Below are 25628 nucleotides of genomic sequence, written 5' to 3'. Positions count from 1 at the left end.
ACGCAACTTATCGATATGACTATCCTTGCCCGCGCACGAACACCGCGCTCAAAAATTCATCTATCGCATCCACTGTCGGCCCCAGCCAGGGATCAAATAGCCAGAAACTATGCGGGGTATTGGGCAAATGCACGGCCTTGGTCTTTATACCCAGCGCCGTCATTCTTTCCATCATTTCGTCCCGCCCCAGGCTAAAGCGTTTTTGTGCGCTGCTAATGAATAAAAAAGGAGGTGTGTCTTTGCTGACATGCGTAAGTGGTGACGCCTCTTTCCAGAGTGCAGTTTTTTCTGCATAGCTGCCTCCCAGCCAGGCACCTGCCGCAGATGGTTTCTTGCTGGGGTCGTCTTCGTATTTGCGTGCTTCTTCTGACGTGAAGTCTGACAGACCATCGATATTGATGACAGCTTGTACAGCGCTGGGCACGGTGCTGGATACAGCCAGGTCAAACTTCTCCATGTCATTGGTCACGCCGACCAGGGCGGCGATCTGCCCGCCTGCTGAGCCGCCAGCAACAGCAATTTGATCTGGCTTGATATGGTAAAGCAGGGCCTGGCTACGCAACCAGCGCACCGCTGCCTTGACATCATGGATAGCGGCCGGATAACGCGCCTCGGCAGACAAACGATAGCTGATGGCAGCGCATACATAACCCCGTTCTGCCAGACGTATGGCCAGCGCGCCAAGGTTATCGCGCGTGCCTGAGCGCCAGCCACCGCCATGCACCAAGACGATTGCGGATCTTGCAGTCGGACCTGTCACGCGGCTCGCTACAGGCGAGTATAAATCCAGCTGCAAATCTTTGCCTTCACGGCTGACATAGGGCAGGTCACGCAGTAGTTTTACATTGGCAGGCAGGGTCTGCCTGGCGATCTGGATAAACGGGTAGCTGCCAATCAGTTTTTGATAGGTGGACTCTGCCGTATAAGCTGCCTCTGCTGGCGCAGACTTGCCCGCCACCGCGCAGCCTGCCAGCAAGATAGCAGTAAAAGAAATGAAGATGCCAGCGTTGACAACACGTGCGACACCTGCCTCAGCCATGCGTATAAGCCAGGATAAAGGCGAATATATCCAGGTTCTTGGCTATGCCGCTTTTTTTGGTCGTCGCTGAATGGCCTGACTCATAATCCACCCGCATCAGGACCGGGCGTTTTGTATCATCATTTTTTTGCAGGCGGGCCGCCATCTTGGCGACTTGCCAGGGTTCTACCCTGGGGTCATTGGCGCCGGTAATGAACAGGCAGGCCGGGTAATGAATCTCCGGGCGTATATGATGGAAGCTGTCCATCTCCAGCAGGGCGTGGAATTCATCTTCTTTCTTGACTGTACCAAACTCTTCATCATTGCCGGGGCCGTTGGAGGTGAGTTCAAAACGCAGGGTATTAAACACGCCGACATCGCCTATGGCAACGGCAAACAGTTCCGGGCACTCGGTAATGGCGCGGCCCACCATGATGCCGCCAGCTGATGTACCCCATAGTGCAATTTTGCCGCGTGATGTCCAGCCAGCCTTGATCATGGCTTCTGCCACGTCGATGGCGTCGCGCCAGGTATTGGGCTTATTGGCTTTCTGGCCGGCAATGTGCCAGTTTTCGCCCTTCTCGCCACCACCGCGTACATGGGCATAAACAATCACGCCGCCCTGCTCCAGAAAAGCCAGCATAGCCCCCTGGAAACCGGGGTCCAGCACGATGCCATAAGCGCCATAGGCAATGATCAGCAAGGGGTTCTTGCCGTTTAGCTTGGTATTATCTTTATGCAGTATTTCTATCGGTACACCAGTGCCATCACGCGCCCTGGCATCCTGGCGCGTGGTCAGGAAGGAAGCCGTACTGTAGGGGGCTTTGGGTGTCAGCTCTGTATCTTTGGCCAGCAAGTCAGTGCCGGTGTGCATGGTCCGCGCTGACCAGGTCAGGTCATCCATGCCAAACCAGGCACCCTCTACTGCGGGGTCGCATTTAACTTCCCATACTGCGCCTGTCACTGGCAGTTTGACATATTCGACCTTGCCCGTGGCAAAGCTGTAGCGCCGTAAGGCACCAACCTGACCGCGCAACTCATGGATATATAACCCATCTTTAGCCAGACTCAGACTATCAATGACATACTCCCCCTGAGGGACTACGACCTCACGTTTGCTTTTGTCTGGATCACGGGCGCTGACTTTAAACACTTCGCCGCGCTCAGACTTGCCTTTGGCAAGAACATAGACATCATCGCCTGCTGTCACTGCGTGTACTGCGATATCGTCTCTGTCAAACACTGCCGTCCACTTGGGTTTGCCCACAGCCAATTCTGCGACGCGTGCCACCATGCCATAAGCTGGCCATTCGCCATTGCTGTAGATGGCACCCAGTGCCCAATCACTGGCGACATTTGCCAGCACCAGGGGCATTTCACGCTCAGTCTGGCCCATGGCCGGGCCGTCATTCCAGCGCAGGGCCAAACTGTCTTGCGCCGGGTCTTTATCTATCCTGTGCAACCAGTTTGCAGTATCAAATGAAAAATCGACTTTGCCCTTGACTGCGCCTTCCCGCAGGCGTGAATAAAACAAGCCACTGGAATCAGCTAACCAACTGGTCGGCAAGCCATTCAATTTGGTGATCAGTTGATCCTTGCCGCTCTCCAAACTCAGTACATGCAATTCACGTATCTCATCTCCACCGTTATCGATGGTGTAGGCCAGGTGCTTGTTGTCAGGCGACATCAGCACACCGGTGACACGTTTGGGTACCCCGGTTCGGGCGTCAGTTTTTTTGCCTGCCTCAGGATCGATCAACAGGCGCTCTGCCCCACCCGCATGCGGACGTGCATACACCTTGGGCACCTGTTGCCCTGGGGCACGGCGCGCAAAAATAAGCTGCGTGCTGGTGACCTGGCGCAATTGCACATCGGTCGTCGCTGCGCTATAGCGTTGCAGCACTGCCTCTATGGCGCGCCGGCCTGGCAACTTGTCCAGTCTCTGCCGCGCAAATGTACTCTGGGCTTGCAGGTAAGTGATAAATTCTGCGCTATCGGGTTTTTGTTCCATCCAGCGGTAAGGGTCAACGATGGCCTTGCCCCACAAGGTGTCGGTGACTAGCTCTTCCCGCGCCAGCGGCGGGCGCAACGACACAGCAGGTTTTCTGGAAGCTGCCTGCACTGCTGCGCTGAGTGGCGAGAGAGCAAATGCGGACAAGGACAAGGTAAATCTGCGACGGCTGATCATCTGCGACTTCCTCTCAGGAGAAGGATGGGAAATGGTGTCAGCGAGTATAGGGGCAATAAGGAGACGCTGACAATATCCATTGCAAAACTACCGCGCCACGCTACTGAAAAACGACGCTCGCAGGCAGGGGTTTGCGACAGCAGTCAAGGTCCTGAACTATCAGCCCAGCGCATACAAACTTGCGCAGCCATAGTCGGTTTGTACACCCAGGTATTGCCCTACCCATCCTATGCTGCAGCGCTTGATGATGTGCTCTATCCTGAAGTGCAATTTGCATTCCAGCGTGATGAAGTCATAGATCTGCATCTTGTTACCGTTGGCAATGGCACAGAGTTTGCCGTCGGGGGACAAGGCTATTGTGGTCCTGCCGTCAAAGCTGGACGCTGGCCAGCCCGGGCGCAAAGCCATGTTCTGTACGTCGAAGCACAGATGACTGGTATTACCATAGGCGGTTTCTGCAATCAGGTAGCGACCATCGGCTGAGTATTTGAGCAGCTTGATCATCTTGAAGTCACCCGCGATAGTGACACGCACTGCGCCTGTGGCGATCTCCAGCAAGACTATCTCAGTTGCGCGTGCGCAATAGGCCAGGGTGGCACCATCAGGTGATAAGGCCGCCTCCATTTGTGGAGTATGGCCACAATACAATTCATAGGGTAAAGTAAGTTCCAAAAGCTGCTGGCCTGAATGCAGGTCCGTTACCACCAGATTAGGTTCAGCATACCAGACAGCAAGGCTGCCTTGTGCATCCAGACAGCTGACCGGGTGCTGGTTGGGTGCACTCAAGACCGTGTAGGCAGTATCGCCTTTTACCCACGACAAGACCTGATGGTCGGCCTTGATCAGCAAGCGCTGCAAGGCTGGTAAATAAATCGCCTTCCAGGCCATGCGTTGCAGGGGCAAGTCTGGCAAGGCAGTTTGCTGGCCCGAGGCATCAAGTAAATACAAACGGTCACCTGGTCGGGTGTCGTCAAAACTATTGCATAGCAATTGCCCTGCTACATCCGCAATCGGCAATGCGCCTGTGTATGCCTTGCTGCGCAGGCGGTGCATGCGTGGCTCACCCGCCTGTGCATCTAGCTGATCCAGTACAAAACCTTTCTTGATCCTGGACCATTCTTCTTTCTCTGCCCATGCCAGGGCAGCCGCAGGCGTGTCTTGCGGCTTGTTGTTTACTTTTTCTTTGCCTGTAGCACCGCTGCTTACACGAACATTCGCCCCCTCACAAAAGCTGCTCCAGGTTTTAGCGTTTTCAGAGTCTGTCAGGTGGCGATTTCGCATGGTATTGATCGTGTCAGGTTTTATATCAAACACAAAGCCAGTTTGGTATTTGCTCAAATTTTATACAGTTTAATACTTGGAAAAGTAATGCTTCGGCCCTGTAGTTATCACCGCAGCATCATCCCCTATGGCTATAGAGTAACTGAAAGTACCATTAGGGACTTTTGTTTTTTCCCAGTTCATGCCATCACAACTGTACAAGATATAGTCGCCGTCATTGGTAAAGGAGGATGCAATGTCGGCCACCATTAATTGACCCGCACCAGTCACGATAGCATTGCCGTTAACGTTGTCTGAATGACGTCCCTTCAAGATGGTTTTCCAGGTAATGCTGTCCTTACTGTACATCAGGCTGCCAGCAGAATCTGAAGCAATATACTGACCGTTAACATACTGCATGCCCGTTAGACCTATAGGCCGAGTAGTATCTGCATCCGTGATGATTTTTTGCATTTGCCAGTTATTGCCATCACTACTGACATAGATGGTGTTGTCAGTGCTACCACTAGCATAGAATTTCCCGTTAACAAATGCACTCCAGCCAAATACATAGACTTTGAAATCAGCGATATTTGCTGCCGGATTCCAATTTTTTCCATCAGCGCTCCAGATAATTTTACCGTCACTACCCACAGCAACAAATCTGCCATTACCGTAGGAAAACCCGTATGGTTCAAAGATGGGTACTGTCGATGCAGACGGCTTGGTACTATCGGCAAGTATAGTATTGTCCCAATGGATGCCATCTGATGAGCTGACGATCACCATTTGAGTTATCACCGTTTGAGTTGTGAGCGCGTACGCTTGTCCCACCATGAAGAATTTCCCCGCGGCAAAAATAGGTAAATATTGCCCCGGCATGAGGGAGGACGAAACGTCATTCCAGTTTTCGCCATCCCTGCTCACGGCTGTCTTATGGCCGGTTCCTAAAAAAAGACCATTACCGTAAATGACTCTATCAAAGCTTGGTATATTTTTTTTAACGGCATCGACTTCGGTCCAGGTGCGTCCAAACTTGTTGGTGCAAGCTTGTTGCGTGTCTGGCCCTGCGCTATTACCAGTCCCGCTAGTAGCAGTATTTGTAGAACTGCCGCCACCACTACCACTACCACCACCGCAGGCAGATAAGAGAAGAGCGAGAGCAAGGATTGCTGCGTTTTGAAGTTTCATCATGTGGGGCTAAAAAAGGGAGTCAGAACCAGGCCCGTTGGTCATACAAACAAGCCTAAGAAAATAGGGAAGCAGGGATTGTAACAAAATAAATTTCATATCAACCATCTTGTGCCATAGGTACAGATGCGTGACAGGCAGGGCTTCACTGACTAAGGCAGCGGCTACCAGTTAAGTGGCTTGCCGTAAAACACAGCGTTTTAGGCATGCTGCAACAGTAATTCTGCTTCATGTGCTGGCACAAAAGACAAACAATCTTGATGACATCAATGCCTATATCTTCTGTTTATTGTACCCATCGTGCCTATGCATGTAAAAAGCGGTGCATTGCAAAGCTCCCCTCTTGCCTTATCCCTTGACAGCATCGCATATCAATTGTCGTTCGCCATCAACCATGCAAGGTCGTCGGCACTGCTGCCCGTATCACTTCTATAAATCTGCGCAGGCGCGCCGGATAAAAACGTGCATAGGGATAGACCAGGTTCACAGGCAGGGGCTTGGCTTGCCATTGCGGCACCAGTTGCACCAGCCGCCCTGCGGCGATATCGTCGGTCAGTATCCAGGTTGATCCGATGGCGACGCCCAGGCCTTCCAGCGTGGCGGTGCGCAGGGCGTAGAGGTTGTCGGTGCTCATGCGCGGGCTAAAGGCCAGGCGCTGGATTTCGCCCGTCTGCAAGTGATGCAAGAATACTTCGTTGCGGTAAAAAGTGCGCAGGGATAGCCAGGGAAAACCCGCTAGGTCCAGGGCTTGCTGAGGCATGGGCCGGCCAGCCAGTATGGACGGTGCGGCAACGACGATGCGCGGAACTTCGGCCAGTTTGATGGCAACCAGGTTGCTGTCAGTCAGCTCTCCTATCTGGATGGCGCAGTCTATGCCCTCAGAGATAAAATCCTGCAGCGAAGTCTCGTCATGCAACATCCACTCTACATTCACATGTGGATACTGTCTGAGATAGTCAGCCAGCGGTTTGACCAGGCGTTGCTGGCCAAACGCATGGGGGGCGACGACACGCAACAGTCCTTCTGGCTCTTCGGTCACGCCACGCAAGTCTGATTCAAAGCTGGCCCAGTTTGCCAGCAAGTTCCTGGCATGTTCATAACAACGCTCGCCATCGGCCGTCAGGCGCATGCTGTGGGTGGAACGGTTCAATAGCCGCACCCCCAAAAATTGCTCCAGCGATTGCAGGCGGCGGCTGACGGTGGGCTGGGTCGTGCCCAACTGGGCAGCAGCAGCCGACAGATTGCCCGCCTCAACGATGCGCACGAAGGTTTGCATCAATTCTATGCGGTCACCAGCCCCTGTCATCAGGGATGCAGTGGCAGTCTGGTCAGGATGTTTAAGCTTGGCTTTGGTCATACGTTTAATGTATAACAAATCTGCATTAGCTGCTACTACCGTTTAATTTGGAGGCCCAGTAGACTGAGTTACATCAGATAACAGGGATCGCAACATGTCTTCCATTCACCAATCGCATGACCAAAATGCGGCTTTGCAAGCTGGCATGAACACCGCCAAGGCCACGGCTATCCATCAACAACCTTCGGCACCGCTGGTATTGCTACTGGCTACCGGGGCCGGTTTGTCGGTGGCTTCACTGTATTACAGCCAACCCATGCTGGGCATACTGGCAAAGGATATCGGTGTCAGTAATCTACAGATAGGCTATGTGCCGACCCTGACACAACTCGGTTATGCCCTGGGCATCTTGCTGCTGGCACCGCTGGGCGACCGGCATGACAGGCGCAATATCATTCTCATCAAGGCGGGTTTGCTGGTGGCAGCCCTGCTGGCGATGGCATCTTCACACAGCCTGGGCATCTTGCTGATGGCCAGCCTGGCGATAGGTTTGACGGCCACCATGGCGCAAGACATTGTCCCTGCTGCGGCCACGCTGGCACATGAATCACGCCGCGGCAAAGTGGTGGGCACGGTCATGACGGGTTTGCTGATGGGCATCTTGATGTCGCGTGTGGTCAGTGGCTTTGTGGCCGAGCAATTTGGCTGGCGCAGCATGTTTGTGCTGGCAGCACTGGGTATTGCACTGATCGCGGTAGCGATCTGGCGTGGCTTGCCGCATTTTGTGCCAACCACAACCATGAGTTACCGCGCCTTGCTGGCGTCACTGCTGGACCTGGTACGCCGCCATGGCAAACTGCGTCGCGCCGCTTTGGCACAAGGCTTGCTGGCGATGGGTTTTAGCGGTTTTTGGTCTACCCTGGCAGTGATGTTGCATGCTGAACCTTTCCACATGGGCAGTGCTGCTGCCGGTGCCTTTGGCCTGGCTGGTGCAGTCGGCGCACTGGCGGCCCCACTGGCTGGCCATCTGGCCGATAAGCGCGGGCCAGAACTGGTGACCAAACTGGGTGCGGGCCTGACGGCGGCATCTTTTGCCATCATGAACCTCAGCCCCTGGTTCCCGCCTACGGCACAATTGTGGTTGCTGGGCATAGGTACGGTGGGGTTTGATCTGGGTGTGCAAAGCACTTTGATTGCCCATCAAACCATCGTCTACGGCATAGACAATGGAGCACGTAGCCGCCTCAATGCGGTCTTGTTTGTCGGCATGTTCATCGGCATGGCAGCCGGTGCCACCCTGGGCAGCGCCCTGCTGGCACAATGGGGCTGGATAGGTGTCACCAGCATGGCGACAGTCACGGCGCTGGCGGCACTGGCAGTCAGGTTTTGGAAGCTGCCTTTGGGGCAGGCGTGAGGTCAGATGGTGTGTGCAATGCCTCAGTAAGTAAGTCAGCTTAGGAGCAAGACCTCATTTAAAGAGAACAAAGCTTCAATAAAAAGCCGGTTGAGCGAGGACTCAATCGGCTTTTTTCTTTTTGTTCCTGGCTTCTGCACAAGAATATAAAGCTCGCCTGGCAAATGCAGTCTGCAATTTGCCAACCTAGCATCGCTCACGCGGCAGCGAATAATTTTATTGACTTCTACAATCCGCCTGATAGTATATCGATACTCGATATAGCGTTTATCGATATATGGCATTGCCATAAAAAGTAATGATCAACTGGGGCGCAGATGGAAGAAATCAATTACTCAAAGTATCTGCCGCTGTCAGAAGCCACTTTCTATGTGCTGGTAGTGTTAACCGAACCTCTGCATGGTTACGCCATCATGCAGAAAGTCGAAGATATCAGCGAAGGTAATGTCGTGATTGGCCCTGGCACCCTGTATGGCGCATTTGCGACCCTGGAAAAACAGGGCTTGATCGCCAAGGTCAGGGAAGAAGAGCGGCGCAAATACTATGAACTCAGCGACAAAGGCCGGCTGGTGCTGGCCGAGCATATACGCCGCCTTGAAATCATGTTCCGTAACGCGCAGTTCGCGCTGCCCAAATTAAAAATGGGAGTGGCAAAGTGAGTGCAAAAGTCAGTGAAATCCTGGTCAAAAAATTCAAATGCTTCCAGTCCTGGGAAGATGAACAAGAGCAGCAATGGCTACAAAAAATGGCCAGCCAGGGTTTGCATTTAAAGAAACGCAATGTGTTTGGCGTCTACACCTTCATCCAGGGCGAGCCCGCGCAAATCGTTTATCGGCTTGATTTTGTCCCTGCAATGAAATGGCAAATCGCCAGTGTGGTAGAGCCTGACGATAGCTATCATCAAATGCTCATCGATGCGGGTTGGGAGCATGTATTGCAGGCATCTGGCTGGCAATACTGGCGCAAGTCATTCAAACAACTACGCCATGAGGGGCAAGCAGAAATTTATTCTGACGCGGCTTCAAAACAAATGAAATACAAGCGACGCATGCTGGGTTTCTTTTTTTGGTTTTGTTTTTTGCTGGTTCATCTCAGTCTCCCACAATCCAGCTTGCATACTTTGGGCGATGGCAAACTGGCATATGCTGTCGTCTATGGGATGGCGATGCCCATCGCCATTTACCTGGCCTATTCCATGACGCGTATTTATTTGCGCATCAGGCAGCTTCGTTAACAACTGTATCAACACTTTAGCGACAATCTCTTGCAAAGCAGCGATGGAGAAAAAATGAACGGCCAACTGATCAAAAAATTCAAATGCTTCTGGTCATGGGAAGATGAGCAAGAACAACGATGGTTGCAGGACATGGCCAGCCAGGGTTTGCACTTAAAAGAGCGCAGTGCATTCGGCGTCTACAGCTTTATCCAGGGCCAGCCTGCCCAGGTCGCCTATCGTCTTGACTATATCTCCAATATGAACTGGAACTTCTTGAAAACGCTGGAGCCAGACAACAACTATCAGCAATTGATTATCGATGCAGGCTGGGAACATGTGCTGGCATCGTCTGGCTGGCAATATTGGCGCAAGCCCATCATCCCAGGAAAAGTGCCAGAAATCTATACTGACTCTCGCTCCAAAAGGAGCAAATATCAGCGACTGCTGGTAATGTTGTGCATCTGGAATTTGATGGTATTTCCGATTGCCATCTATCCCATCCCTACTCTGCGACTATGGGATCACCATCCGCTGGCTTATCTGGTCATCTGCGGCATCTACATACCAGCCTGCCTGTATTTTTCATACACCAGTCTGCGTATTTACTTACGCATATGGCGCTTGCCTAAAAAAGAGATACCGGTAATTGTCTATGTAAAGCAGCGACTCACTATCCTCTGTAGGAGCGGCTTCAGCCGCGAATGGCCGACACGGCACAATGCTCGCGGCTAAAGCCGCTCCTACAAAATGAAGGAAGTTTTACTTACATTCTATTTTTTAAACATTGGCGTTGACTTAACCAGAAATTCCTTCAATCGAAAACTTATAATGCTACGTCATACTGACAGACTTCATCTGACTTACACAAGCCCGGCCACGTTCAAGCATTGGCTTTGTTATCTCGCCCTCGCTTGCGCAGCCTGGTCGCTGGCCTGTCCGACACAAGCACAAAACGCCGGCGACCCAAGACTACTACGCCTGCTGAGTCTGATGCAGCAACGCCTGGACCTGGCGCAAGATGTGGCCATGTATAAGTGGAATACCAAAGCCGCCATCGACGACCCTGTGCGCGAACAACAGATACTGGATGCGCTGGCGCAGCAGGCACCGCAATATGGTCTGGAACCCAGGCTGGCGCAGGATTTTTTTGCTGCGCAGATTATTGCAGGCAAGATGATACAGACAGCCTTGTTCAAGGAATGGACAAGCAGGTCGCAAGCACCGTTTAGTAATCCACCTGATCTCAAAACGCATATACGTCCGGCGCTGGATAAGTTGACGACAGAATTGCTAACAAGCCTGGCCGTTTCCCAGCCAGTGTTGCAAGGCAAAGATAGTCAGCAGACAGTTGAGTTGGCAGTGATGAATGCGAGTGTGCAAGCGGGTGTATCACAAACAGTTCAAGGGTATGCGGCGGCCTGGCAATATGCCCTGGGAGCATTGGTAAATCCGGTCAAAGTAACTCAGGAAAAATAACTTTGCATAACCGCTCACGTGCTTGAAGGTATAGGAATACTAAACCGTTATCAGGATTTTTCAAATTTCAAGAAAGCCTTTACCATGTCCATTGAAAATCTGCGTCCAAGACACAAGCACGACCATGAGCGATTGCAAGCACTTATTGCTGCCGGCCCAGTGGCAGCAGAACCTATACTGGAAGACCTATTTGAATGGCTATGGGATATGAATTACCCAATCGCCATACCGCTTTCAGACTTCCTGATTACGGTTGGCGATCCACTCATCCCTCATCTTCAGAAAATATTGCGTTTAAACGATTACTCATGGATAGGTGGTGTCCTTGACTATGTCGTGGCTAGACTGGCACCAGAACATATCCATATACTTAAACCAGAGCTGGATCAACTGGTGAAGGTGCATGGGCTTGCTGTTGACGTGATACATATTGGAATATCTGCCGGGATTTGGGATCAGAAAACATTAAGCCTTATACTCGACACCAATATCCAGACATGTGAAGAGCGTTTACCTGAGCTCAAAGAATTGAAAGCTAAGTCAGCACCCGACTGGATGCTTGATCATAGTATCGCCGGAGCTGAAGAAATTTTACTTGAGCTAAAAGTACTGAAAGCCAATCTCACTTGCGCATGACTGAATGGTGCGTTGCAACGCACCCTACGCACTGCAAGCAATCAATCACTTGGCATGAATCTACACTGAGGAAAGAGTTCTTTCTTCAAGACACTGCTCTGATAACTGAATGCTCAATTTCTTAATATCTCCATTTTTGAAGTAAGTGTACATCATCATATTTTGAGTCTCTTCATGATCAATATGAACGGTAGCACTCAGAAAATCTATTTGATTGAGCAATAATTCAAAAGGCCTTAACCACAAGTCGTCTTCAACGTCGTCAATCTTTACGCTACTAGCAAAAGATATATAACTCGCGTTTCTAGTTTTTACGCTATCAGAAAAGCAAGGCTTAAAACCTGGGGTAGTCAGAGAAATATCTTCTATCAATGCGAGGGGAATACTGCTATTCCCTTTTACAACAATGAAACCGTACACATCTGCAAAAAACGCCATCTTGTGCCTCTTATATAAAGCAGGAATATAAAGCTGGAAAAATTTCCGGTAAAACTACTTAAAGTGATCCGGCACCTACCGCCACCTCCATCATCAATCTGCGCAACCACAAATGCGCATCGCTGCGCGCATATTTGCTATGGCTATATACCTTCAGGGTGTAGGGCGGCATGGCAAAAGGTGCGGGGTAAATCGCTATGCCTGCTGCCTGTGCCAGGCTTGTGGCGGCATGGCGTGGCAGGGTCATGATGAGTTCACCGCTGGCGATGATGAAAGGGGCGACCAGCACATTGGGCAATTGCACGGCCACCTGTCTTTGCAGGGCCATGCCATCAAGTACATAGTCGATGACGCCGCGGCTCTCGTTCCAGGGGGTGACGACGACATGGCGTGCCTGCAGATAAGTCTTGAGTGTCAGCTTGCGCTTGATCTGTGGATGTCGCAGGCTGGCGATGGCGACATAGTCATCTTGCATCCAGTCAAATTCTTCCAGGCCCACTGGTAAAGGTAGGCGTTCTTCATCATAGCCCAGGGCAAAATCGATATGGCCTGCCGCCAGTTCATCGAGTGCCAGTTTTTGGTTGGTATTGATGATGCGCAGCGTGATTTGCGGAGCGACTCGCTGCAGCCTGCAGATCAGGCGCGGCAAAATGGCAAAGGCCGTATAGTCGCTGGCAGAGATGACAAAATTGCGCTGGCTGCTGGTGGGGTCGAAACGCTGGTTCAGGTTCAAACCAGCCGATAATTGCGTCAATGCTGTACTGACCGTGCTGGCAATTTGCTCAGCCCGCAGCGTCGGTTGCATCTGGTTATCCAGCCGCACAAACAACTCATCCCCCAGTGCCTGGCGCAACCTGGCCAGGGCGTGGCTGAGGGCAGACGGACTCAGTGCCAGCTCATGCGCAGCAGCCGTGACTGAGCGTTGTTGATACAGGGCATGAAATACCAGCAAGAGATTGAGATCCAGCTTGCGCAGGTTAAGATGCATATTCTGCATGATATCGTGAAGTAATTGCACTTGCCGCATTGTAGGCTGGCTTGCTAGGATATGGCAATGAGTACTGAAAATGGGTATCGCAATGAGTGTGGTAAATGAGTGTGGCAAACGCGAGGTCGCAGCAATCATGTAGCAGCCATCACTGTCTAGCCTTGGCATATTGATTTTCAATACATTTTTTAGGTAGGGCAATTTGTCCGAACCGCATCCCCACCCTCCCCCTCCTCTTGAATGGGAGGGACTAACAATGAGAATTTCATGGAAATTACTATCCGCCCCGCCCTGCCTGAAGATGCAGCCCTGATCCATGCCTATATCACTGAGCTGGCGATTTATGAAAGAGCCGAACATGAAGTCGTCGCCAGCGTCGATGATGTCAGGCAAAGCCTGTTTGCTACCGACAGCCCGGCGCACGGCCTGATCTGTGCGATTGATGGCAAGCCTGTTGGTTATGCGATTTACTTCCTCAGCTATTCCACCTGGCTCGGGCGCAAGGGTATGTATCTGGAAGACTTGTATATCTCGCCCAGCCACCGCGGTAGCGGCGCGGGCAAGGCGCTATTGCGGCATCTGGCACAGATAGCCGTAGAAACAGGCTGCGGCAGGCTGGAGTGGAGTGTACTGGACTGGAATGAACCGGCGATACAGTTTTACCAGTCCATCGGTGCCAGGCCGCAGGATGAATGGATACGCTACCGTCTGGCAGGTGAAGGCTTGCAGGCGTTTTCTGCGGGCCAAGTAGCCGCGACAGCTTGATATCCAGCTCCATGAGTAGGGTGCACCATGCGCACCACCCCTGCATGTACATCCTTCAGATGTCTTTCCCTGTGTCTCTGTGCCTCTGCATTGCGTGATCTTGAAGTTTTGCGCCCGACCAGGTGCGCACGGCGCACCCTACTGGCTAGTTAGAGTGGCCGCACTTCGCATGATCAAGCAACCAAGCTCACTGCACTAAAGCCGGTTGAATCGCATCAATCTTGCCATCTGAAGGCTGGGCAGGCAGGCCTGTCAGTTTCATCAAGAGTGAATACACATCCACATTATCAAACGCTGGCAAGACCGTGGCTTTCTTGAAGGCCGGGCCATGGGCAATGAACAAAGCCTGCATTTCCTGCGACAGATTATCGTAACCGTGCGCGCCTTTATTGGCTTTGCCCGCAGCCTTGGCATCCGGCACGACCAGCCAGCCAACATCGGCCAGGCAAACAAAGCGCGGTACGCGTGGGTTTTTGCCGTATTGGTAGCGGGCCGGGGTGTCTTCTTTTTTCCAGCACTGCATGTGCTCATGTGTTTTCAATAGCGCTTTGGCCACATTCTCTTCTTGTCCAGCCTTGGGCTCTACGCCTGCATAGCTGCCATAGACCACGACATCATAACTGGCTGGCGGTGCCAGTTGGTCCAGCAAGATGGTGCGCTCTGAACTGGTCGCCGCCATGCCATGGTCGGATACGATGACGATATTGGCCGCGATCCGGCGCGCACGCAAACCTTCCGTCAGGCGTGCAATGGCGGCGTCAACCGTGGCCGCGGCATCTGTCACCTCTTGGGTATCAGGGCCAAAGTCATGACCGGCATGATCGACCTGATCAAAATAAATCGTCAAAAATCCTGGGCGGCTGCCAGCATGCTTGTCCATCCAGTGCAATACCGTATCTACCCTTGCGACTGGCGTTACTGTTTCATCGAAGGCACGATATTCAGAAGGACGCACACCATGAATAGCCGCTTCTGAACCTGGCCAGAACATGATGCCGGTCTTGACCTGATTTTTTTCTGCTGTGACCCAGACAGGCTCAGCCTGATCCCACCAGCGCCTGTCGAGCACGGCGCTTTTGTTACTCATCTTGAAGCGCACGCCTGCAATGTTCTGGTCATCCATGGTGTTGGCGACGATGCCATGATGATCAGGGCGCAAGCCAGTCACCAGAGTATAGTGATTGGGAAAAGTAATCGATGGAAAAGAAGGCCGCATATTCTCGGCGCGGGCACCTTCAGCAGCCAATGCATTCAGCGTAGGGGTCACGCCACGCCCCAGGTATTCTGGCTTGAAGCCATCGATGGAAATCAGAATGACGGGGTGATAACTGCTATTGGCAGTTTGAATCATGGGTGCGTCTTGATGCGGCCTGACGCAGCCAGTAACGGCCAGCGATAACAGGCTATAAGCAACTATATTTACGAAAATTTTTTTCATGATGTATGATGAATAGAGCGCAGCCCCCGCGCCATATGGGTTGATAGTTAATGGTGCGTTATAACGCACCCTACTTCAATCAGGCGATCACTGGCCCCAAAAACAAGACTGTCGCAGGCCCGGTACGAAAACTCGGGCTGAGTGCATCTGCTTCTATCATGTAGGGCATGGCATCGTGCGCGTCCAAAGCGGCTTTGGAAGTCCATTTTTCTACCAGCACAAATTTATCTTCATCACCATCGACAGGGTGCATATCATATTGCAGGCAACCGGCCTCAGCACGCACCAGCGGTGCCAGCCTGGTATAGGCAGCGATTTGTTCGCTACGCTGACCGGGTTTGGTTTGGATAAGGATGACCAGCATGAGTGCTTCAGACATAAAATAATTCCAGACAATAATTAAGTACAAGCTTGTGTTGAGGTTTGCTGGGGTGCACACGGCGCACCCTACCAGCGTTACGGATTGCAACGTATCAGACCATATCCTCAGGCCTGACCCAGCCATCGAATTCCTCCGCCGTGACATAGCCCAAAGCCAGTGCCGCTTCGCGCAGGGTCGTGCCCTTGCTGTGTGCATGCTTGGCAATCGCAGCAGCGCGGTCATAACCTATATAAGGATTGAGTGCCGTCACCAGCATCAGGGAATTATCGAGCAATTCCTTGATGCGTGCCCGGTTGGCTTGCATGCCCTGGGCGCAATGTTCATCCAGGCTGGCCATGCCGTCAGCCAACAAGCGGCAGCTTTGCAGGAAGTTATGGACGATCAGGGGTTTAAAAACATTCAATTCAAAATTACCGGATGCGCCGCCTATGCTGAGTGCCACATCATTGCCCAGCACCTGGCAACACAGCATGGTCACGGCTTCGCACTGGGTAGGGTTGACCTTGCCAGGCATGATGGAAGAACCGGGTTCATTTTCTGGTATCTGCAATTCACCCAGGCCAGAGCGCGGGCCGGATGCCAGCCAGCGTATGTCATTGGCGATTTTCATCAAGGCGGTGGCCAGGGTCTTGAGTGCACCATGGCTGCTGACCATGGCATCATGGCCAGCCAGTGCAGCAAAACGATTGGGGGCTGCGCTAAAGGCAATGCCGGTATCGATTGTCAGGTTGGCGGCAACCAGGTCACCAAAATCAGCATGGGTATTGAGACCAGTGCCGACGGCCGTGCCACCTATCGCCAGTTCCTGCAAGGCTGGCAGGGTGTGACGCAAGGCTTTTTCGGCATAGTCAAGTTGTGCCACCCAGCCCGAGATTTCCTGACCCAGGGTCAGCGGTGTGGCATCTTGCAAATGGGTACGACCTATCTTGATGATGTCGGCAAATTCTTTGGCCTTGGCATCAAGGGTAGTGCGCAGTTTTTTCAGCGATGGCAAGACGTGTTCAATGACGGCCGCAGCAGCAGCCACATGCATGGCTGTGGGGAAGACATCATTCGATGACTGCCCCATATTCACATGATCATTTGGATGCACGACCCGGCTCATGCCGCGTGTGCCGCCCAAAAATTCTGAGGCACGGTTGGCCAGCACTTCATTCATATTCATATTGCTCTGCGTGCCAGAACCTGTCTGCCAGACCGACAGCGGGAATTCTGCTGCATGCGTACCTGCCAATACTTCTTCTACCGCCTGGGCAATCGCCCCTGCCACCTTGCCGTCAAGCAGCCCCAGATCACTATTCACCTGGGCACAACTACGCTTGACGCGGGCCAGCGCCAACACCAGTTCTGGCGGCATGGTTTCTGTGGAAATCGCAAAGTGATGCAGTGAACGCTGGGTCTGCGCACCCCATAATGCATCTGCGGGGACGGCAATTTCGCCAAAGGTATCGCGCTCATTGCGCTGCGCGCCGGAATACTTGGTTTTCATTTGCAACAGCTCCTGGGATGAGAGTAGAACTTCATGATATAAAATCTTGAAACTATGCTCTCATTTTAGCTGCGAATGCCATAGTCTGCCTGATTGCGATTTGGTAATTTCAGTCTGCCGCGCAATTCCTCTGTAGGAGCGGCTTTAGCCGCGAACAGGCTTTCAAACTGCCTGCACTATCTTGCAGAGTCCACTCAGCAAAAAATCGCGGCTGAAGCCGCTCCTACAGATAAAAATTGATTTTGTGGACAGGCATGCGTTTTCTGAACATGAGCTTGCACATTCATTCTTCATGATAGGCCAACAATTGCTTTAGCAATGGTGTCAAAATGGTTTCTCCACGCAATTGATTTCTCCAGCGCGCAGGTATGCCAGTTATGCCATCACGGATGCCAGCTATGCCCCCGGCAATACACGCTGTCGTATCAGTATCATTACCCAAGCTCACCGCGGCACGAACTACTGTTTCATAATTCCCTGCTTCGACAACCATAAGGGCCGAGCGCAGGCTATCGACCACGTAACCTGAGCCATGACCTATGGGTTCATCGTCTGGTCGTATCGACCATTCCAGTTCCTCAAGTTCTTGGGGTTGATTTTTATAAATCGCCCGCAGCGTCATCACAGCATCGTTCCAAGGATCGGCAACATCATTAAATATCCTGCGTGCCCAAAGACAGTAGAGCGCACAGCAGACTTGCGAACGCAGATGTGCATGAGTAATTTGCGACTGCAATTGTGCAATCCGGACTAAATCAGAATCCGACCCACGATGAAACAAAACCAGTGGCAATACACGCATCAATGAACCATTGCCATTGTCGTGATCACCACGGGCACCAGCTTGCAGCGCAGGTACATTCTGACGCATGGCAAGTATCGCTTTACCTGTCGTGATGCCGACATCAAAAACAATTCCATCAACTGCCATATAGCCCTCGTCATACCACATGACAAGCTTGCGACCAAAATCATCTGCATCAAATTGCCCGCATTCCAATAATGAGGCCAGCAGACAAAGTGCTTGCGCGCCGTCATCCGACCAGGTTCCGGGTTGAACAAGGTGATGTGAACGTGCAAAGCCAGCAGGTGGCTGGAACTCTATGAGTTCTGCTGCGGGGATAGTTGATGCATCGTGAAATTCGTAGGGAACGCCCAAGGCATCGCCGACCAGCAAACCCAGCAGGCCGCCAGTCAAACGCTCTATTTTTGTAGGTTTTTTTATCATGAGTAGATGTTCCGTTAATTTTTTCAGGCATTAAACCTCACCAGCGCATGATCCATGCCCGCCAACTCTTCTTCGATAATAGACGCGATCACGCCCCAATCGCGCCACCCGCCAAGCCTGCCATGTACCAAGAAAGCCTTGTTGCAGTGTGATACTCATGCGTGATCCTTAGCAAGTGAGCAGCTAGCCCCGGGATTGAGACGATGCCATAGATGCAGGATAACCTACTTAGTTAATATTTACAACTATCTTAGTTGAATTTACATTCAAAGCCAGGTCACGATATTTATTGATGCTGATGTGCATGCTCAGACACGCCCATCTGGTATGATGAATTGCGCAAAAAGGTAATATGAATGAACAATAAAAAAGGATATCTCGTGAATTTATTCGCAGTCGCCACGCTGTCCATTTTACTGAGTACATCGGCCTCAAGCACAGCCGCTGAAATCCCTGATCATGTCAGGGTCAAAGCGGCGGTTGATGCATTATTCCCCGAAGAACAATTCAACGTATGGGAATTTGTGAAAGGCGATCTGAACGGCGATGGCATTGATGATTTTGCCGCGGTTCTTACCAGCCATAGAGAGGAAGGGGAACGTGGGGAGAGGCTGGTTATCCTGGCTGGACAGAAAAATGGAAGCTACACTGTGCTTGCTGCATCTGATGATTTTTGCAGGGTACGCTATCATTACAATCTAGAAATTCAAAATAAATCCTTGCTGGTGACGGGTTATGCAAATCTGCATGGCTCTAATTTTTCACTGCAATTCAGATACAACTCTACTCGCAAAGACCTGGAACTCATAGGCGAAAATCACATAGACAGCAACGATGAAGAAAGATCTTTTTACCGTCAAAGTATCAATTATGCGACTGACAAAATAATTTTATCCAGGAAAAAGAACAAGCTATACAAAGAAGTGGAAATCAAGATGGTCGAACATAGATTGGCCGGGCTCCAGGGATTTAACTGCCGCAGTTACAGCGATGGCATCAAAGAATTGCAGTTTTATATCAATGAAGATTTCTCCTTCAAGCAATGGTAAGCGATTGCCTGGCTTTGGCGCATTAACTCACTGAGAGGCTGCCTAAAATTATGTGGCCTTGCCATGCATTTCAATCAGCCTTGTTTTTCAGCTGTACCTCCAGCTAAAGTAATAGAAAAGTGAGACATGGTTTAGGTCGCATGTATGCGCTCCAGCGAATGCGTCATGCAGCTCTCGATATCTATGACAAAAAGGGTGGTGCGCACGGCGCACCCTACACGCCCCCAGAAAGCATCTTGGTTTTATTTAAAATCAAAAGTGTTTTTTTGCATATCTGCCATTCCAGATGAGAAACTTGCTTCTCAATGCTTAAGCAAGATGCAGCAGACTACATGACCAGATACCCTCTTCTATCCGCCACTCCTATCTCGGCTGTCAAGCCCGCATTAAACTCCAGATAATCAGCTTCTATGCCATCACTGAAGATGACGCCGTGTTCTGGCATCAGTGAGGTGATTTGCAGGCTGGCGTGATCACGTATGAGCCCATGCACGAGATTGGTGGATGAAGTCTTGCTGGGGAAAGGTTCGCGTACGGCAAACTGCAATTCCCTGGTATCCCAACTGCTGCTGGCTGGCATGGGGATTAAGGGTAGTTCATACGGCAGATCGTCAGCCAGTGGCTGGCAGATGGCGCTGGCACCGGCGAGTACGCTTTTCATCCAGCCTGTGGAACCCAGGCCAGTGGATATGATGATGCCACTTGATGATTGCCGTTCTTGTTGCCCCTCGCTTTGTATGGTGTAGTGGGCCGATATATGGCTCCTGGGGCCGATAAAGATGTCATTCACGCCTAGCATGGTCTGGCCATTATTAAGTCTGGCCATGGCCATGGTGACTTCACGCACAGGGCGACGCTGGCTTAGTACCTCGGGCACCAGACTGGGCAGGTCGCTGACTTCGAAGGGTAACAGCACACCGTCCCAGCGTTGCGCATCTGGATTCACGCCGATCAGGCGCTGGCCGTCCAGATATTTCATGGTATTGACGACCAGGCCATCCTGCCCCAGGGCGATGACGATATCGTGTTCACCAAAGATCATATTGGGTACAAAGCCGCGGTCTACTATTTGCAAACGCCCCAGGCGCAGCAAACTGGTTTCTGCCGCTTTGACGCAAGCCTGGTAATTGTCATGCTCGGCCTGATAACCGGCAAAATCAGCACCCAGATGTTCTATATAAAACCTGGCCTGGCCCACGGTATTATATTTAACGATGAGTTCTTCCAGCCTGGTCTTGCGGGTGACCAGGATGATCTTGTTTTCTGTCTGACGCTCATTCGCCCGGTTCATCTGCATGGCTATCCCTCGCTTTATGCTGGCTGGTACATGAGTTCACGCAAGAGATCAGGCGTGATATTCAACTGGCCTATGGTCCCGGCTTTTTCGGCCAGCTCCTGGAAAGCCAGGGCAATCAACTGGCCAGATTGCATATTGCCCATCGCCAGTGCCTGCAAGACTTTGGGATCAACACCGCTATAAGCATGCATCAGGGTCTGGGCAGCATAGGCACGGCTGTCAGCCTCGGACCTGGCATTTTCTGTCGCCAGTTTAATATAGGTGGTTTGCTGGTTTTCTTCGGCAATTTTGGCTTGCATCTGGGCGAGTTTCAATTCGCTTTCTTTTTGCTGTATGCTTTTTTCAGCTTCCATCTGGGTTTCACGTATTTGCCGTTTTTTGCTTTCGACAGCAATCTCGGTATTCAATTCATTTTCGCGTATGCGACGTTCCTGCTCCACAGCAGCATTGCGACGCTCATAAATCGCATCATCTGCACATTTAAGGATTTGTTCACGCGCCTGGGCTTCCAGCGCTTTGGCAGCTTCTGGCGTGGGCTTCAAGGCCAAAAAACTCAGGCCCAACAATTCCACACCCAGGGCTTGCAATTCCTTGCTGTCCCGCACAGCCATGGTGACCGCGCCACCCAGGGTATCTGCCGCCTTCAGCGCATCGCGCAGGGCCAGGCTTTGCAAGCCTTTGCGCGTCAGCACCTTAACCAGATTGACGACACGCTGCGAGAGTTTTTGCGGATCATCAGAAATGTATTGCTGGCTCACCGGGTTGATGGAGAAATTCAGCAAGCTGCTGATTTTTTGCGGTTCACTGATGCGGTAAGTAACCTGGCCTTGCACTGTCACGGTCTGGAAATCTGCAGACTTTTCTTCAAAGATAAACGGCGTATCTTCACTCGCCATGGGGATGGCCAGCATGGACGTCGTGGGTGCATAGTAAAAGAAGGCCAACCCTGCACCTTCGCGCCTGACCTGGCCATTTTTGAATTGCAGCACATAGGTAGTAGGCTGGAATTTGATGAATTTAATATTGAACATGCTGGCTTCCCCGGTATTTTCAGGCGCGTGTTTGCCTGCTTGAATACAAGGATAGCTTACTTAGTTATTAATTTCAACTAAGTTAGTTAATTATTTTAACTAAGGTGGTTTTTAATAAATAATGGCTATGCTCAATAGGATGCGCTGCGCGCACCGCCTTTCAGGCATATGCAGGAAGTAGTAAACAAGCTGCGCATGGCGCATCCTGCTTTTAGCATTGCCATCAAGCAGTGCAATCTTTCATCGTCCACCATTACCTGTCTCTACCCGCACCAGATCACCACTTGCATCACTACCCAGAAAACTGATGCTGGTTTTCCCTATGCGCATGGTCTGGCCAGGTTTCATGGGTGCTTGCAGGTGCTGCGTGTCTTTGTCGTCAACGGGTTGCAGGCGAATTGCACCGTCGTGTGAGCTGAGGCGGGTGTCTATGGTATAGACCAGTGGGCCAGGCTGGGGAATGCCGCTGTCATAGCCTTCAGCGCGACGGCTTTCTATGATGATGGCGGTGTTTTTTCCTGTGGGAACGATGATGATCTTGCTGCTGGTCCCGCTATCATCACGGCGCTCTATGGGTGTCAGCCTGGTTTGCAGTGTTGCGCCACTGGCGCACTGTACTTGTTGATCGTCCAGCCAGCCGAGTTGCCATCTTTCCCAGCCCAGTAATTCGTGCGCCTTGCCAGCCGGATTACCCATGACGCTAAAGTCGCCGACATAGGTATGCCATTCTTGCGTGCTCGGCAGTGGCCCTGCCAGATCGACCAGGGACATGACATGGCCAAATTCATGGGCGAACCATGACCATCCCAATATTGTCAGGTCACTGCCTGAAGTCGCGCCGTTCAATATTTCACGCCCACCTGCCTGTATGCCAAAACCTGGCGAAGCAGAAAATGCCGGGCCCCAGTCTATGGCCTTGACTGCCGGATTGGCGATCACCAGCAAGGCATCGGTCTAGCTGTAATCTATCGATTTGCCAGCTCGCATGACGGCTTCTTGCATGTAGCTACGCTGGGTTTCGAATGGGGCGCCGCGGCCAAAATGATAGTCTACCGAGCTTTTCCCCATGCGCAGCCATTGGTAGCTCGATACAAAATGCAGCCTTAGCTTGCCATAAGAGACTGCTTCATAATATTTCTCTGCCTGCGGCGAGATGATGGACATCACTTGCTGCGGTGTCTGTGTGGCTGGGACATCGCTAAAATCGACGAATAGCACGGTGACCTTGACATCGCCGAGAGTACGCAGACGTGTTCCTATACGGGGAAAGCCCAGGCCCACATCACTCCTGATACCCATTTCTGGCAGGCGGCACAGCGTCAGCGCATCGTCTTTTTTGGTTTGCACGGGAGTATCCGCCGCTGCCATCATACTGGCAGATGCTAGATTCAGGCTGATAAACAGGGCTGTCGATAGCAAAGTTAATTTTTTCATGGCAGGATGATAACGCAAGAAAATCATGCCTGCCAGGCCAGGGTATGAGAACTTGATTCCTTTTTTTCTTTGTGCTGAGATTTTTGGTCTTGCCCATGGTGCGTTATAACGCACCCTACTGGTCTTGCAACAAGCTTTCATAATCCCTGATCATGCGGCGCATTTCCAGCATGGACGAGGCATCATAGATACCGCGTATGCGGGCTTGTGCATCCAGCAGGAAAGCGCGCTGGCCATGCAGGGGTTCGCCATTGCTGGCGCGGGCATTGATGTCGGTCATCAGGCTGGCAGTCAGTTTTTGCATTTGCTGGCTGCTGCCTGTGAGCAGGGTCCAGTCACTTGGTAGTTTCAGTTTTTTTGCGTAGGCAACCATGGTGCTGGTATCATCTTGTTCCGGTGTCACGGTGAGCATGATGAATTGGGGTGACATCAGTTTTTTCCTGCCTGTTTGTGTTTGCAGTTCACGCAGCACTTCCAGCGAGATGGGGCACAGGGTGACGCAGCCTGCATAAAAGAAACCGACAAAGCTGGGCTGGTGATGGAGTAATGTTTGATCGATCTCTTGCCCATGCTGGTTGATCAGGCTGAACCTGGCTATGCGTTGCCAGGATGCCCAGGTGTCCCAATGTGCTTGCAGGTTTTGCTGGTAGTAATATGGCAGTCTGTCATTGTTGAGTGCGTTTTGTGGGCCTGCGAATGCGCCGGTCAGCCAGCCCAGGCTGAGGGTGGTGGTGACTAAGATCAGTAAGCTCAGGAGCAGGTTTTTTATGATGGTCATGGTGGGGGCGTGCTGGAATTTTTTTGTCTGTTGAGATCGTGTTTTTTATTGTCTGTTGAGATCGTGCTTTTATTACTCGCATTCGTTTTTTTCGATTGCAGGTCGGGGGTAGCCCGACAGCTACATTCTTTTCTTGTCTCGCCAAGAAAAGAATGCAAAAGAAGGCGACCGAGGCGTCGTCGCCCCTACGGGGTACCCGTTTGTGCAGTACAAAAAATGGGAAGATCCGAAACTCGCCTGCGGCCTTGCCCTTAGGAGTATGCGCTTGCAAGCGCATACCGTTACGCAGGCGGCCAGCATGCTGGCCGAAATCCCTGCTGCACCTCAAACAGCGGCTCTTCTTTTTCCATTTTCTGTACTGCACAAACGGCGTCGACACATCGGAACTGCGAAAGTCAAAAACAAAAGCAACAGCAACCCCAAATTCAAAACCAACGTCAACACAAGCGCTATCCATATTTTCACAAGAGAAAACTCTCAAGACTTCTTCATTTCCATCTGCGCCTCTGTGGTGAGCCTTTTGGTCTTGATTTTAAAATACATACAAACCCTAATGCACAGTCACCGGCGTCCCCTTGTAGCAGCCTATGGTGTAAGGAAATTCCTTGGTCTGATGGTAATGGTACTGAGTCACCGTCACGCCGTTACGTTCTACTGCATGGGTGTGGCCATGGCATTCGTCGAGGTCGGCATTAGTCAGGGCTTTGCCATTTTCGCCCTGGTTGCCATAGATGCCGAAACCGTCGGCGATGTAGCCGACTAAAGGGGAGTGCTGGCCCGGGGTGTCTTTTTGTGTCAGGCAGGAGCTGATGTTGTGGTGATGGTATTGACCTGAGCGTTCGGGATGGCCCTGGCAGGCGTCCTGGATTTCCCAGGCGACGGCGTCGCGGTAGCCGCCGTCGTCGGCATTATAGAGGCGCACGCCATCGAGCAAGACACCGATGGCACCCAGGCTGGTGCATGTGGGTTGGGCAGCGACCACGGGATTGGCGGGCAAGCCCCAGGCGATGTTGGCCTGGCTGATGCTATTTGGATTGCGGTCATAGGCATAGGCCGGGTCAGTGCTGGCGATGGGAAAAGTGCCCGTGGGATTTGGCGGCAAACCATTGCCTGTGATGCCAAGGCTGGAACCCAGGCTCACCAGAAAACTGGAGGTCCAGCTGACTGCGCCTTGCACGCTGATCTTGCCCAGGGCATTCCAGGTCATGCCGTCGGCATTGAACCATGGCCCCTTACTGCTGGCACCGCCTGAGCCCGCGGTATAGCAGGCGTAGACATAGCCAACAGCAGGTGTGGTGCGGCTGAACTTGCCGTCCCCTAGCGGCAGCCTGGTTGCATCTATCGTATTGCTGGCAGACGTGCCAGTGTTGCTGCCTGTGCTAGTGCTGGTAGCACCAGTTGTCGCGGTGATGCCAGAACTACCCGCTACTGCGGCGCTGCCCGAACCGCCACCACAGGCAAGCAAAATCGCACTCAGGCCAGCCAACAGCGTAGCGATCAACATGGACTTCTTCATATTTCCCCTCTTTACGCCAACAGCGCATCAAGCGCTTATTAAAAGCAATGAGTAATCCTGGCGCAGGAATATGGAGGAAATATGAAGTGTAAATAAGTT

Annotated in this window: 26 protein-coding genes; 8 read left to right on the top strand and 18 right to left on the bottom strand. The window is 51.9% G+C overall.

The window, feature by feature from the left end; translation table 11 throughout:
- Window positions 1–19: 19 nt before the first annotated feature.
- The 5 genes from ACO0LC_RS20135 to ACO0LC_RS20115 all read right to left on the bottom strand — a co-directional run bounded on the left by ACO0LC_RS20135 (window position 20) and on the right by ACO0LC_RS20115 (window position 7014).
- The gene (locus ACO0LC_RS20135; RefSeq protein ID WP_423006387.1) at window positions 20–1039 is read right to left on the bottom strand and encodes an alpha/beta fold hydrolase; all 1020 of its coding nucleotides are present in this window, start codon (window positions 1037–1039) and stop codon (window positions 20–22) included.
- On the bottom strand, window positions 1032–3206 hold the full coding sequence (locus ACO0LC_RS20130; protein ID WP_423006385.1) for a prolyl oligopeptidase family serine peptidase: 2175 nt from the start codon (window positions 3204–3206) through the stop codon (window positions 1032–1034). The genes ACO0LC_RS20135 and ACO0LC_RS20130 overlap by 8 nt, the downstream gene beginning before the upstream one ends.
- A gap of 159 nt (window positions 3207–3365) precedes the next feature.
- A complete protein-coding gene (locus tag ACO0LC_RS20125) occupies window positions 3366–4544 on the bottom strand; it encodes a WD40 repeat domain-containing protein (RefSeq protein WP_423006383.1) in 1179 nt (392 codons plus the stop codon).
- A gap of 12 nt (window positions 4545–4556) precedes the next feature.
- Window positions 4557–5660: a WD40/YVTN/BNR-like repeat-containing protein gene (locus ACO0LC_RS20120; protein ID WP_423006381.1), complete on the bottom strand. Its 1104-nt coding sequence runs from the start codon at window positions 5658–5660 to the stop codon at window positions 4557–4559.
- 385 nt (window positions 5661–6045) lie between these two features.
- Window positions 6046–7014: a LysR family transcriptional regulator gene (locus ACO0LC_RS20115; RefSeq protein WP_423006379.1), complete on the bottom strand. Its 969-nt coding sequence runs from the start codon at window positions 7012–7014 to the stop codon at window positions 6046–6048.
- Window positions 7015–7108: 94 nt separating this feature from the next.
- On the opposite strand from ACO0LC_RS20115, the gene ACO0LC_RS20110 reads away from it, so the two are divergent.
- A complete protein-coding gene (locus ACO0LC_RS20110) occupies window positions 7109–8368 on the top strand; it encodes an MFS transporter (protein WP_423006376.1) in 1260 nt (419 codons plus the stop codon).
- Window positions 8369–8403: 35 nt separating this feature from the next.
- Here the strand turns inward: ACO0LC_RS20110 and ACO0LC_RS20105 are convergent, their stop codons facing one another.
- A complete protein-coding gene (locus ACO0LC_RS20105) occupies window positions 8404–8652 on the bottom strand; it encodes a hypothetical protein (protein ID WP_423006374.1) in 249 nt (82 codons plus the stop codon).
- Window positions 8653–8685: 33 nt separating this feature from the next.
- Here ACO0LC_RS20105 and ACO0LC_RS20100 point away from each other — a divergent pair, with 33 nt between their 5' ends.
- From ACO0LC_RS20100 to ACO0LC_RS20080, 5 genes are all read left to right on the top strand, one after another.
- Window positions 8686–9027: a PadR family transcriptional regulator gene (locus ACO0LC_RS20100; protein ID WP_423006372.1), complete on the top strand. Its 342-nt coding sequence runs from the start codon at window positions 8686–8688 to the stop codon at window positions 9025–9027.
- Window positions 9024–9602 (top strand): DUF2812 domain-containing protein, encoded by a 579-nt coding sequence (locus tag ACO0LC_RS20095; RefSeq protein ID WP_423006370.1) that lies wholly within the window; start codon window positions 9024–9026, stop codon window positions 9600–9602. The genes ACO0LC_RS20100 and ACO0LC_RS20095 overlap by 4 nt, the downstream gene beginning before the upstream one ends.
- A 54-nt stretch (window positions 9603–9656) precedes the next feature.
- Window positions 9657–10316 carry a DUF2812 domain-containing protein gene (locus ACO0LC_RS20090; RefSeq protein WP_423006368.1) on the top strand — a complete coding sequence of 220 codons (660 nt, stop codon included), beginning with the start codon at window positions 9657–9659 and terminating at the stop codon, window positions 10314–10316.
- Window positions 10317–10412: 96 nt separating this feature from the next.
- Window positions 10413–11060, top strand: a complete 648-nt coding sequence (aroQ, locus tag ACO0LC_RS20085; protein WP_423006366.1) for a gamma subclass chorismate mutase AroQ — start codon at window positions 10413–10415, stop codon at window positions 11058–11060.
- 84 nt (window positions 11061–11144) lie between these two features.
- Window positions 11145–11696: a DUF5071 domain-containing protein gene (locus ACO0LC_RS20080; RefSeq protein ID WP_423006364.1), complete on the top strand. Its 552-nt coding sequence runs from the start codon at window positions 11145–11147 to the stop codon at window positions 11694–11696.
- Window positions 11697–11756: 60 nt separating this feature from the next.
- Here the strand turns inward: ACO0LC_RS20080 and ACO0LC_RS20075 are convergent, their stop codons facing one another.
- Window positions 11757–12134 (bottom strand): hypothetical protein, encoded by a 378-nt coding sequence (locus ACO0LC_RS20075; RefSeq protein WP_423006362.1) that lies wholly within the window; start codon window positions 12132–12134, stop codon window positions 11757–11759.
- Between the two features lie 58 nt (window positions 12135–12192).
- On the bottom strand, window positions 12193–13131 hold the full coding sequence (locus tag ACO0LC_RS20070; protein ID WP_423006360.1) for a LysR family transcriptional regulator: 939 nt from the start codon (window positions 13129–13131) through the stop codon (window positions 12193–12195).
- A gap of 258 nt (window positions 13132–13389) precedes the next feature.
- On the opposite strand from ACO0LC_RS20070, the gene ACO0LC_RS20065 reads away from it, so the two are divergent.
- A complete protein-coding gene (locus tag ACO0LC_RS20065; RefSeq protein ID WP_423006358.1) occupies window positions 13390–13887 on the top strand; it encodes a GNAT family N-acetyltransferase in 498 nt (165 codons plus the stop codon).
- A gap of 187 nt (window positions 13888–14074) precedes the next feature.
- Here ACO0LC_RS20065 and ACO0LC_RS20060 read toward each other — a convergent pair whose 3' ends face one another.
- The 4 genes from ACO0LC_RS20060 to ACO0LC_RS20045 form a co-directional block, all read right to left on the bottom strand.
- Entirely contained in the window at window positions 14075–15325 is a 1251-nt protein-coding gene (locus tag ACO0LC_RS20060) for an ectonucleotide pyrophosphatase/phosphodiesterase (protein WP_423006356.1), read from the bottom strand.
- 79 nt (window positions 15326–15404) lie between these two features.
- A complete protein-coding gene (locus ACO0LC_RS20055) occupies window positions 15405–15704 on the bottom strand; it encodes a putative quinol monooxygenase (protein WP_423006354.1) in 300 nt (99 codons plus the stop codon).
- 94 nt (window positions 15705–15798) lie between these two features.
- Entirely contained in the window at window positions 15799–17196 is a 1398-nt protein-coding gene (fumC, locus tag ACO0LC_RS20050; RefSeq protein WP_423006352.1) for a class II fumarate hydratase, read from the bottom strand.
- Window positions 17197–17479: 283 nt separating this feature from the next.
- Complete coding sequence (locus tag ACO0LC_RS20045; RefSeq protein ID WP_423006350.1) at window positions 17480–18424, bottom strand: ADP-ribosylglycohydrolase family protein; 945 nt, start codon at window positions 18422–18424, stop codon at window positions 17480–17482.
- A 356-nt stretch (window positions 18425–18780) separates the two neighbouring features.
- On the opposite strand from ACO0LC_RS20045, the gene ACO0LC_RS20040 reads away from it, so the two are divergent.
- Window positions 18781–19473 (top strand): hypothetical protein, encoded by a 693-nt coding sequence (locus ACO0LC_RS20040; RefSeq protein ID WP_423006348.1) that lies wholly within the window; start codon window positions 18781–18783, stop codon window positions 19471–19473.
- A gap of 328 nt (window positions 19474–19801) precedes the next feature.
- On the opposite strand, the gene ACO0LC_RS20035 is transcribed toward ACO0LC_RS20040, so the two are convergent.
- The 6 genes from ACO0LC_RS20035 to ACO0LC_RS20010 form a co-directional block, all read right to left on the bottom strand.
- A complete protein-coding gene (locus ACO0LC_RS20035) occupies window positions 19802–20770 on the bottom strand; it encodes a sugar kinase (RefSeq protein WP_423006346.1) in 969 nt (322 codons plus the stop codon).
- Window positions 20771–20784: 14 nt separating this feature from the next.
- The gene (locus ACO0LC_RS20030) at window positions 20785–21801 is read right to left on the bottom strand and encodes an SPFH domain-containing protein (protein WP_423006344.1); all 1017 of its coding nucleotides are present in this window, start codon (window positions 21799–21801) and stop codon (window positions 20785–20787) included.
- Window positions 21802–22041: 240 nt separating this feature from the next.
- Window positions 22042–22746: a hypothetical protein gene (locus ACO0LC_RS20025; RefSeq protein ID WP_423006342.1), complete on the bottom strand. Its 705-nt coding sequence runs from the start codon at window positions 22744–22746 to the stop codon at window positions 22042–22044.
- 9 nt (window positions 22747–22755) lie between these two features.
- Window positions 22756–23235, bottom strand: a complete 480-nt coding sequence (locus ACO0LC_RS20020; RefSeq protein WP_423006340.1) for a hypothetical protein — start codon at window positions 23233–23235, stop codon at window positions 22756–22758.
- Window positions 23236–23350: 115 nt separating this feature from the next.
- Entirely contained in the window at window positions 23351–24013 is a 663-nt protein-coding gene (locus ACO0LC_RS20015; protein ID WP_423006338.1) for an SCO family protein, read from the bottom strand.
- A 550-nt stretch (window positions 24014–24563) separates the two neighbouring features.
- Window positions 24564–25529 carry a YHYH protein gene (locus ACO0LC_RS20010; protein WP_423006336.1) on the bottom strand — a complete coding sequence of 322 codons (966 nt, stop codon included), beginning with the start codon at window positions 25527–25529 and terminating at the stop codon, window positions 24564–24566.
- Window positions 25530–25628: the final 99 nt, after the last annotated feature.

The organism is Undibacterium sp. JH2W (assembly GCF_049340425.1).
GTDB lineage: Bacteria > Pseudomonadota > Gammaproteobacteria > Burkholderiales > Burkholderiaceae_D > Undibacterium.
The sequence above is the reverse complement of the archived record's forward strand: the minus strand, read 5'-3'. Positions and strand labels throughout refer to the sequence as shown.

What these genes read in the sequence shown, in the direction of transcription:
- ACO0LC_RS20110 (WP_423006376.1), top strand. Translation starts at nt 7,109, where the DNA reads ATGTCTTCCATTCACCAATCGCATGACCAAAATGCGGCTTTGCAAGCT.
- ACO0LC_RS20130 (WP_423006385.1), bottom strand. Translation starts at nt 3,206, where the DNA reads ATGATCAGCCGTCGCAGATTTACCTTGTCCTTGTCCGCATTTGCTCTC.
- ACO0LC_RS20080 (WP_423006364.1), top strand. Translation starts at nt 11,145, where the DNA reads ATGTCCATTGAAAATCTGCGTCCAAGACACAAGCACGACCATGAGCGA.
- ACO0LC_RS20135 (WP_423006387.1), bottom strand. Translation starts at nt 1,039, where the DNA reads ATGGCTGAGGCAGGTGTCGCACGTGTTGTCAACGCTGGCATCTTCATT.
- aroQ (WP_423006366.1), top strand. Translation starts at nt 10,413, where the DNA reads ATGCTACGTCATACTGACAGACTTCATCTGACTTACACAAGCCCGGCC.
- ACO0LC_RS20090 (WP_423006368.1), top strand. Translation starts at nt 9,657, where the DNA reads ATGAACGGCCAACTGATCAAAAAATTCAAATGCTTCTGGTCATGGGAA.
- ACO0LC_RS20070 (WP_423006360.1), bottom strand. Translation starts at nt 13,131, where the DNA reads ATGCAGAATATGCATCTTAACCTGCGCAAGCTGGATCTCAATCTCTTG.
- ACO0LC_RS20030 (WP_423006344.1), bottom strand. Translation starts at nt 21,801, where the DNA reads ATGTTCAATATTAAATTCATCAAATTCCAGCCTACTACCTATGTGCTG.
- ACO0LC_RS20060 (WP_423006356.1), bottom strand. Translation starts at nt 15,325, where the DNA reads ATGAAAAAAATTTTCGTAAATATAGTTGCTTATAGCCTGTTATCGCTG.
- ACO0LC_RS20100 (WP_423006372.1), top strand. Translation starts at nt 8,686, where the DNA reads ATGGAAGAAATCAATTACTCAAAGTATCTGCCGCTGTCAGAAGCCACT.
- ACO0LC_RS20120 (WP_423006381.1), bottom strand. Translation starts at nt 5,660, where the DNA reads ATGATGAAACTTCAAAACGCAGCAATCCTTGCTCTCGCTCTTCTCTTA.
- ACO0LC_RS20045 (WP_423006350.1), bottom strand. Translation starts at nt 18,424, where the DNA reads ATGATAAAAAAACCTACAAAAATAGAGCGTTTGACTGGCGGCCTGCTG.
- ACO0LC_RS20035 (WP_423006346.1), bottom strand. Translation starts at nt 20,770, where the DNA reads ATGCAGATGAACCGGGCGAATGAGCGTCAGACAGAAAACAAGATCATC.
- ACO0LC_RS20040 (WP_423006348.1), top strand. Translation starts at nt 18,781, where the DNA reads ATGAACAATAAAAAAGGATATCTCGTGAATTTATTCGCAGTCGCCACG.
- ACO0LC_RS20020 (WP_423006340.1), bottom strand. Translation starts at nt 23,235, where the DNA reads ATGAAAAAATTAACTTTGCTATCGACAGCCCTGTTTATCAGCCTGAAT.
- ACO0LC_RS20015 (WP_423006338.1), bottom strand. Translation starts at nt 24,013, where the DNA reads ATGACCATCATAAAAAACCTGCTCCTGAGCTTACTGATCTTAGTCACC.
- ACO0LC_RS20055 (WP_423006354.1), bottom strand. Translation starts at nt 15,704, where the DNA reads ATGTCTGAAGCACTCATGCTGGTCATCCTTATCCAAACCAAACCCGGT.
- ACO0LC_RS20065 (WP_423006358.1), top strand. Translation starts at nt 13,390, where the DNA reads ATGGAAATTACTATCCGCCCCGCCCTGCCTGAAGATGCAGCCCTGATC.
- ACO0LC_RS20075 (WP_423006362.1), bottom strand. Translation starts at nt 12,134, where the DNA reads ATGGCGTTTTTTGCAGATGTGTACGGTTTCATTGTTGTAAAAGGGAAT.
- fumC (WP_423006352.1), bottom strand. Translation starts at nt 17,196, where the DNA reads ATGAAAACCAAGTATTCCGGCGCGCAGCGCAATGAGCGCGATACCTTT.
- ACO0LC_RS20105 (WP_423006374.1), bottom strand. Translation starts at nt 8,652, where the DNA reads ATGCCATATATCGATAAACGCTATATCGAGTATCGATATACTATCAGG.
- ACO0LC_RS20010 (WP_423006336.1), bottom strand. Translation starts at nt 25,529, where the DNA reads ATGAAGAAGTCCATGTTGATCGCTACGCTGTTGGCTGGCCTGAGTGCG.
- ACO0LC_RS20115 (WP_423006379.1), bottom strand. Translation starts at nt 7,014, where the DNA reads ATGACCAAAGCCAAGCTTAAACATCCTGACCAGACTGCCACTGCATCC.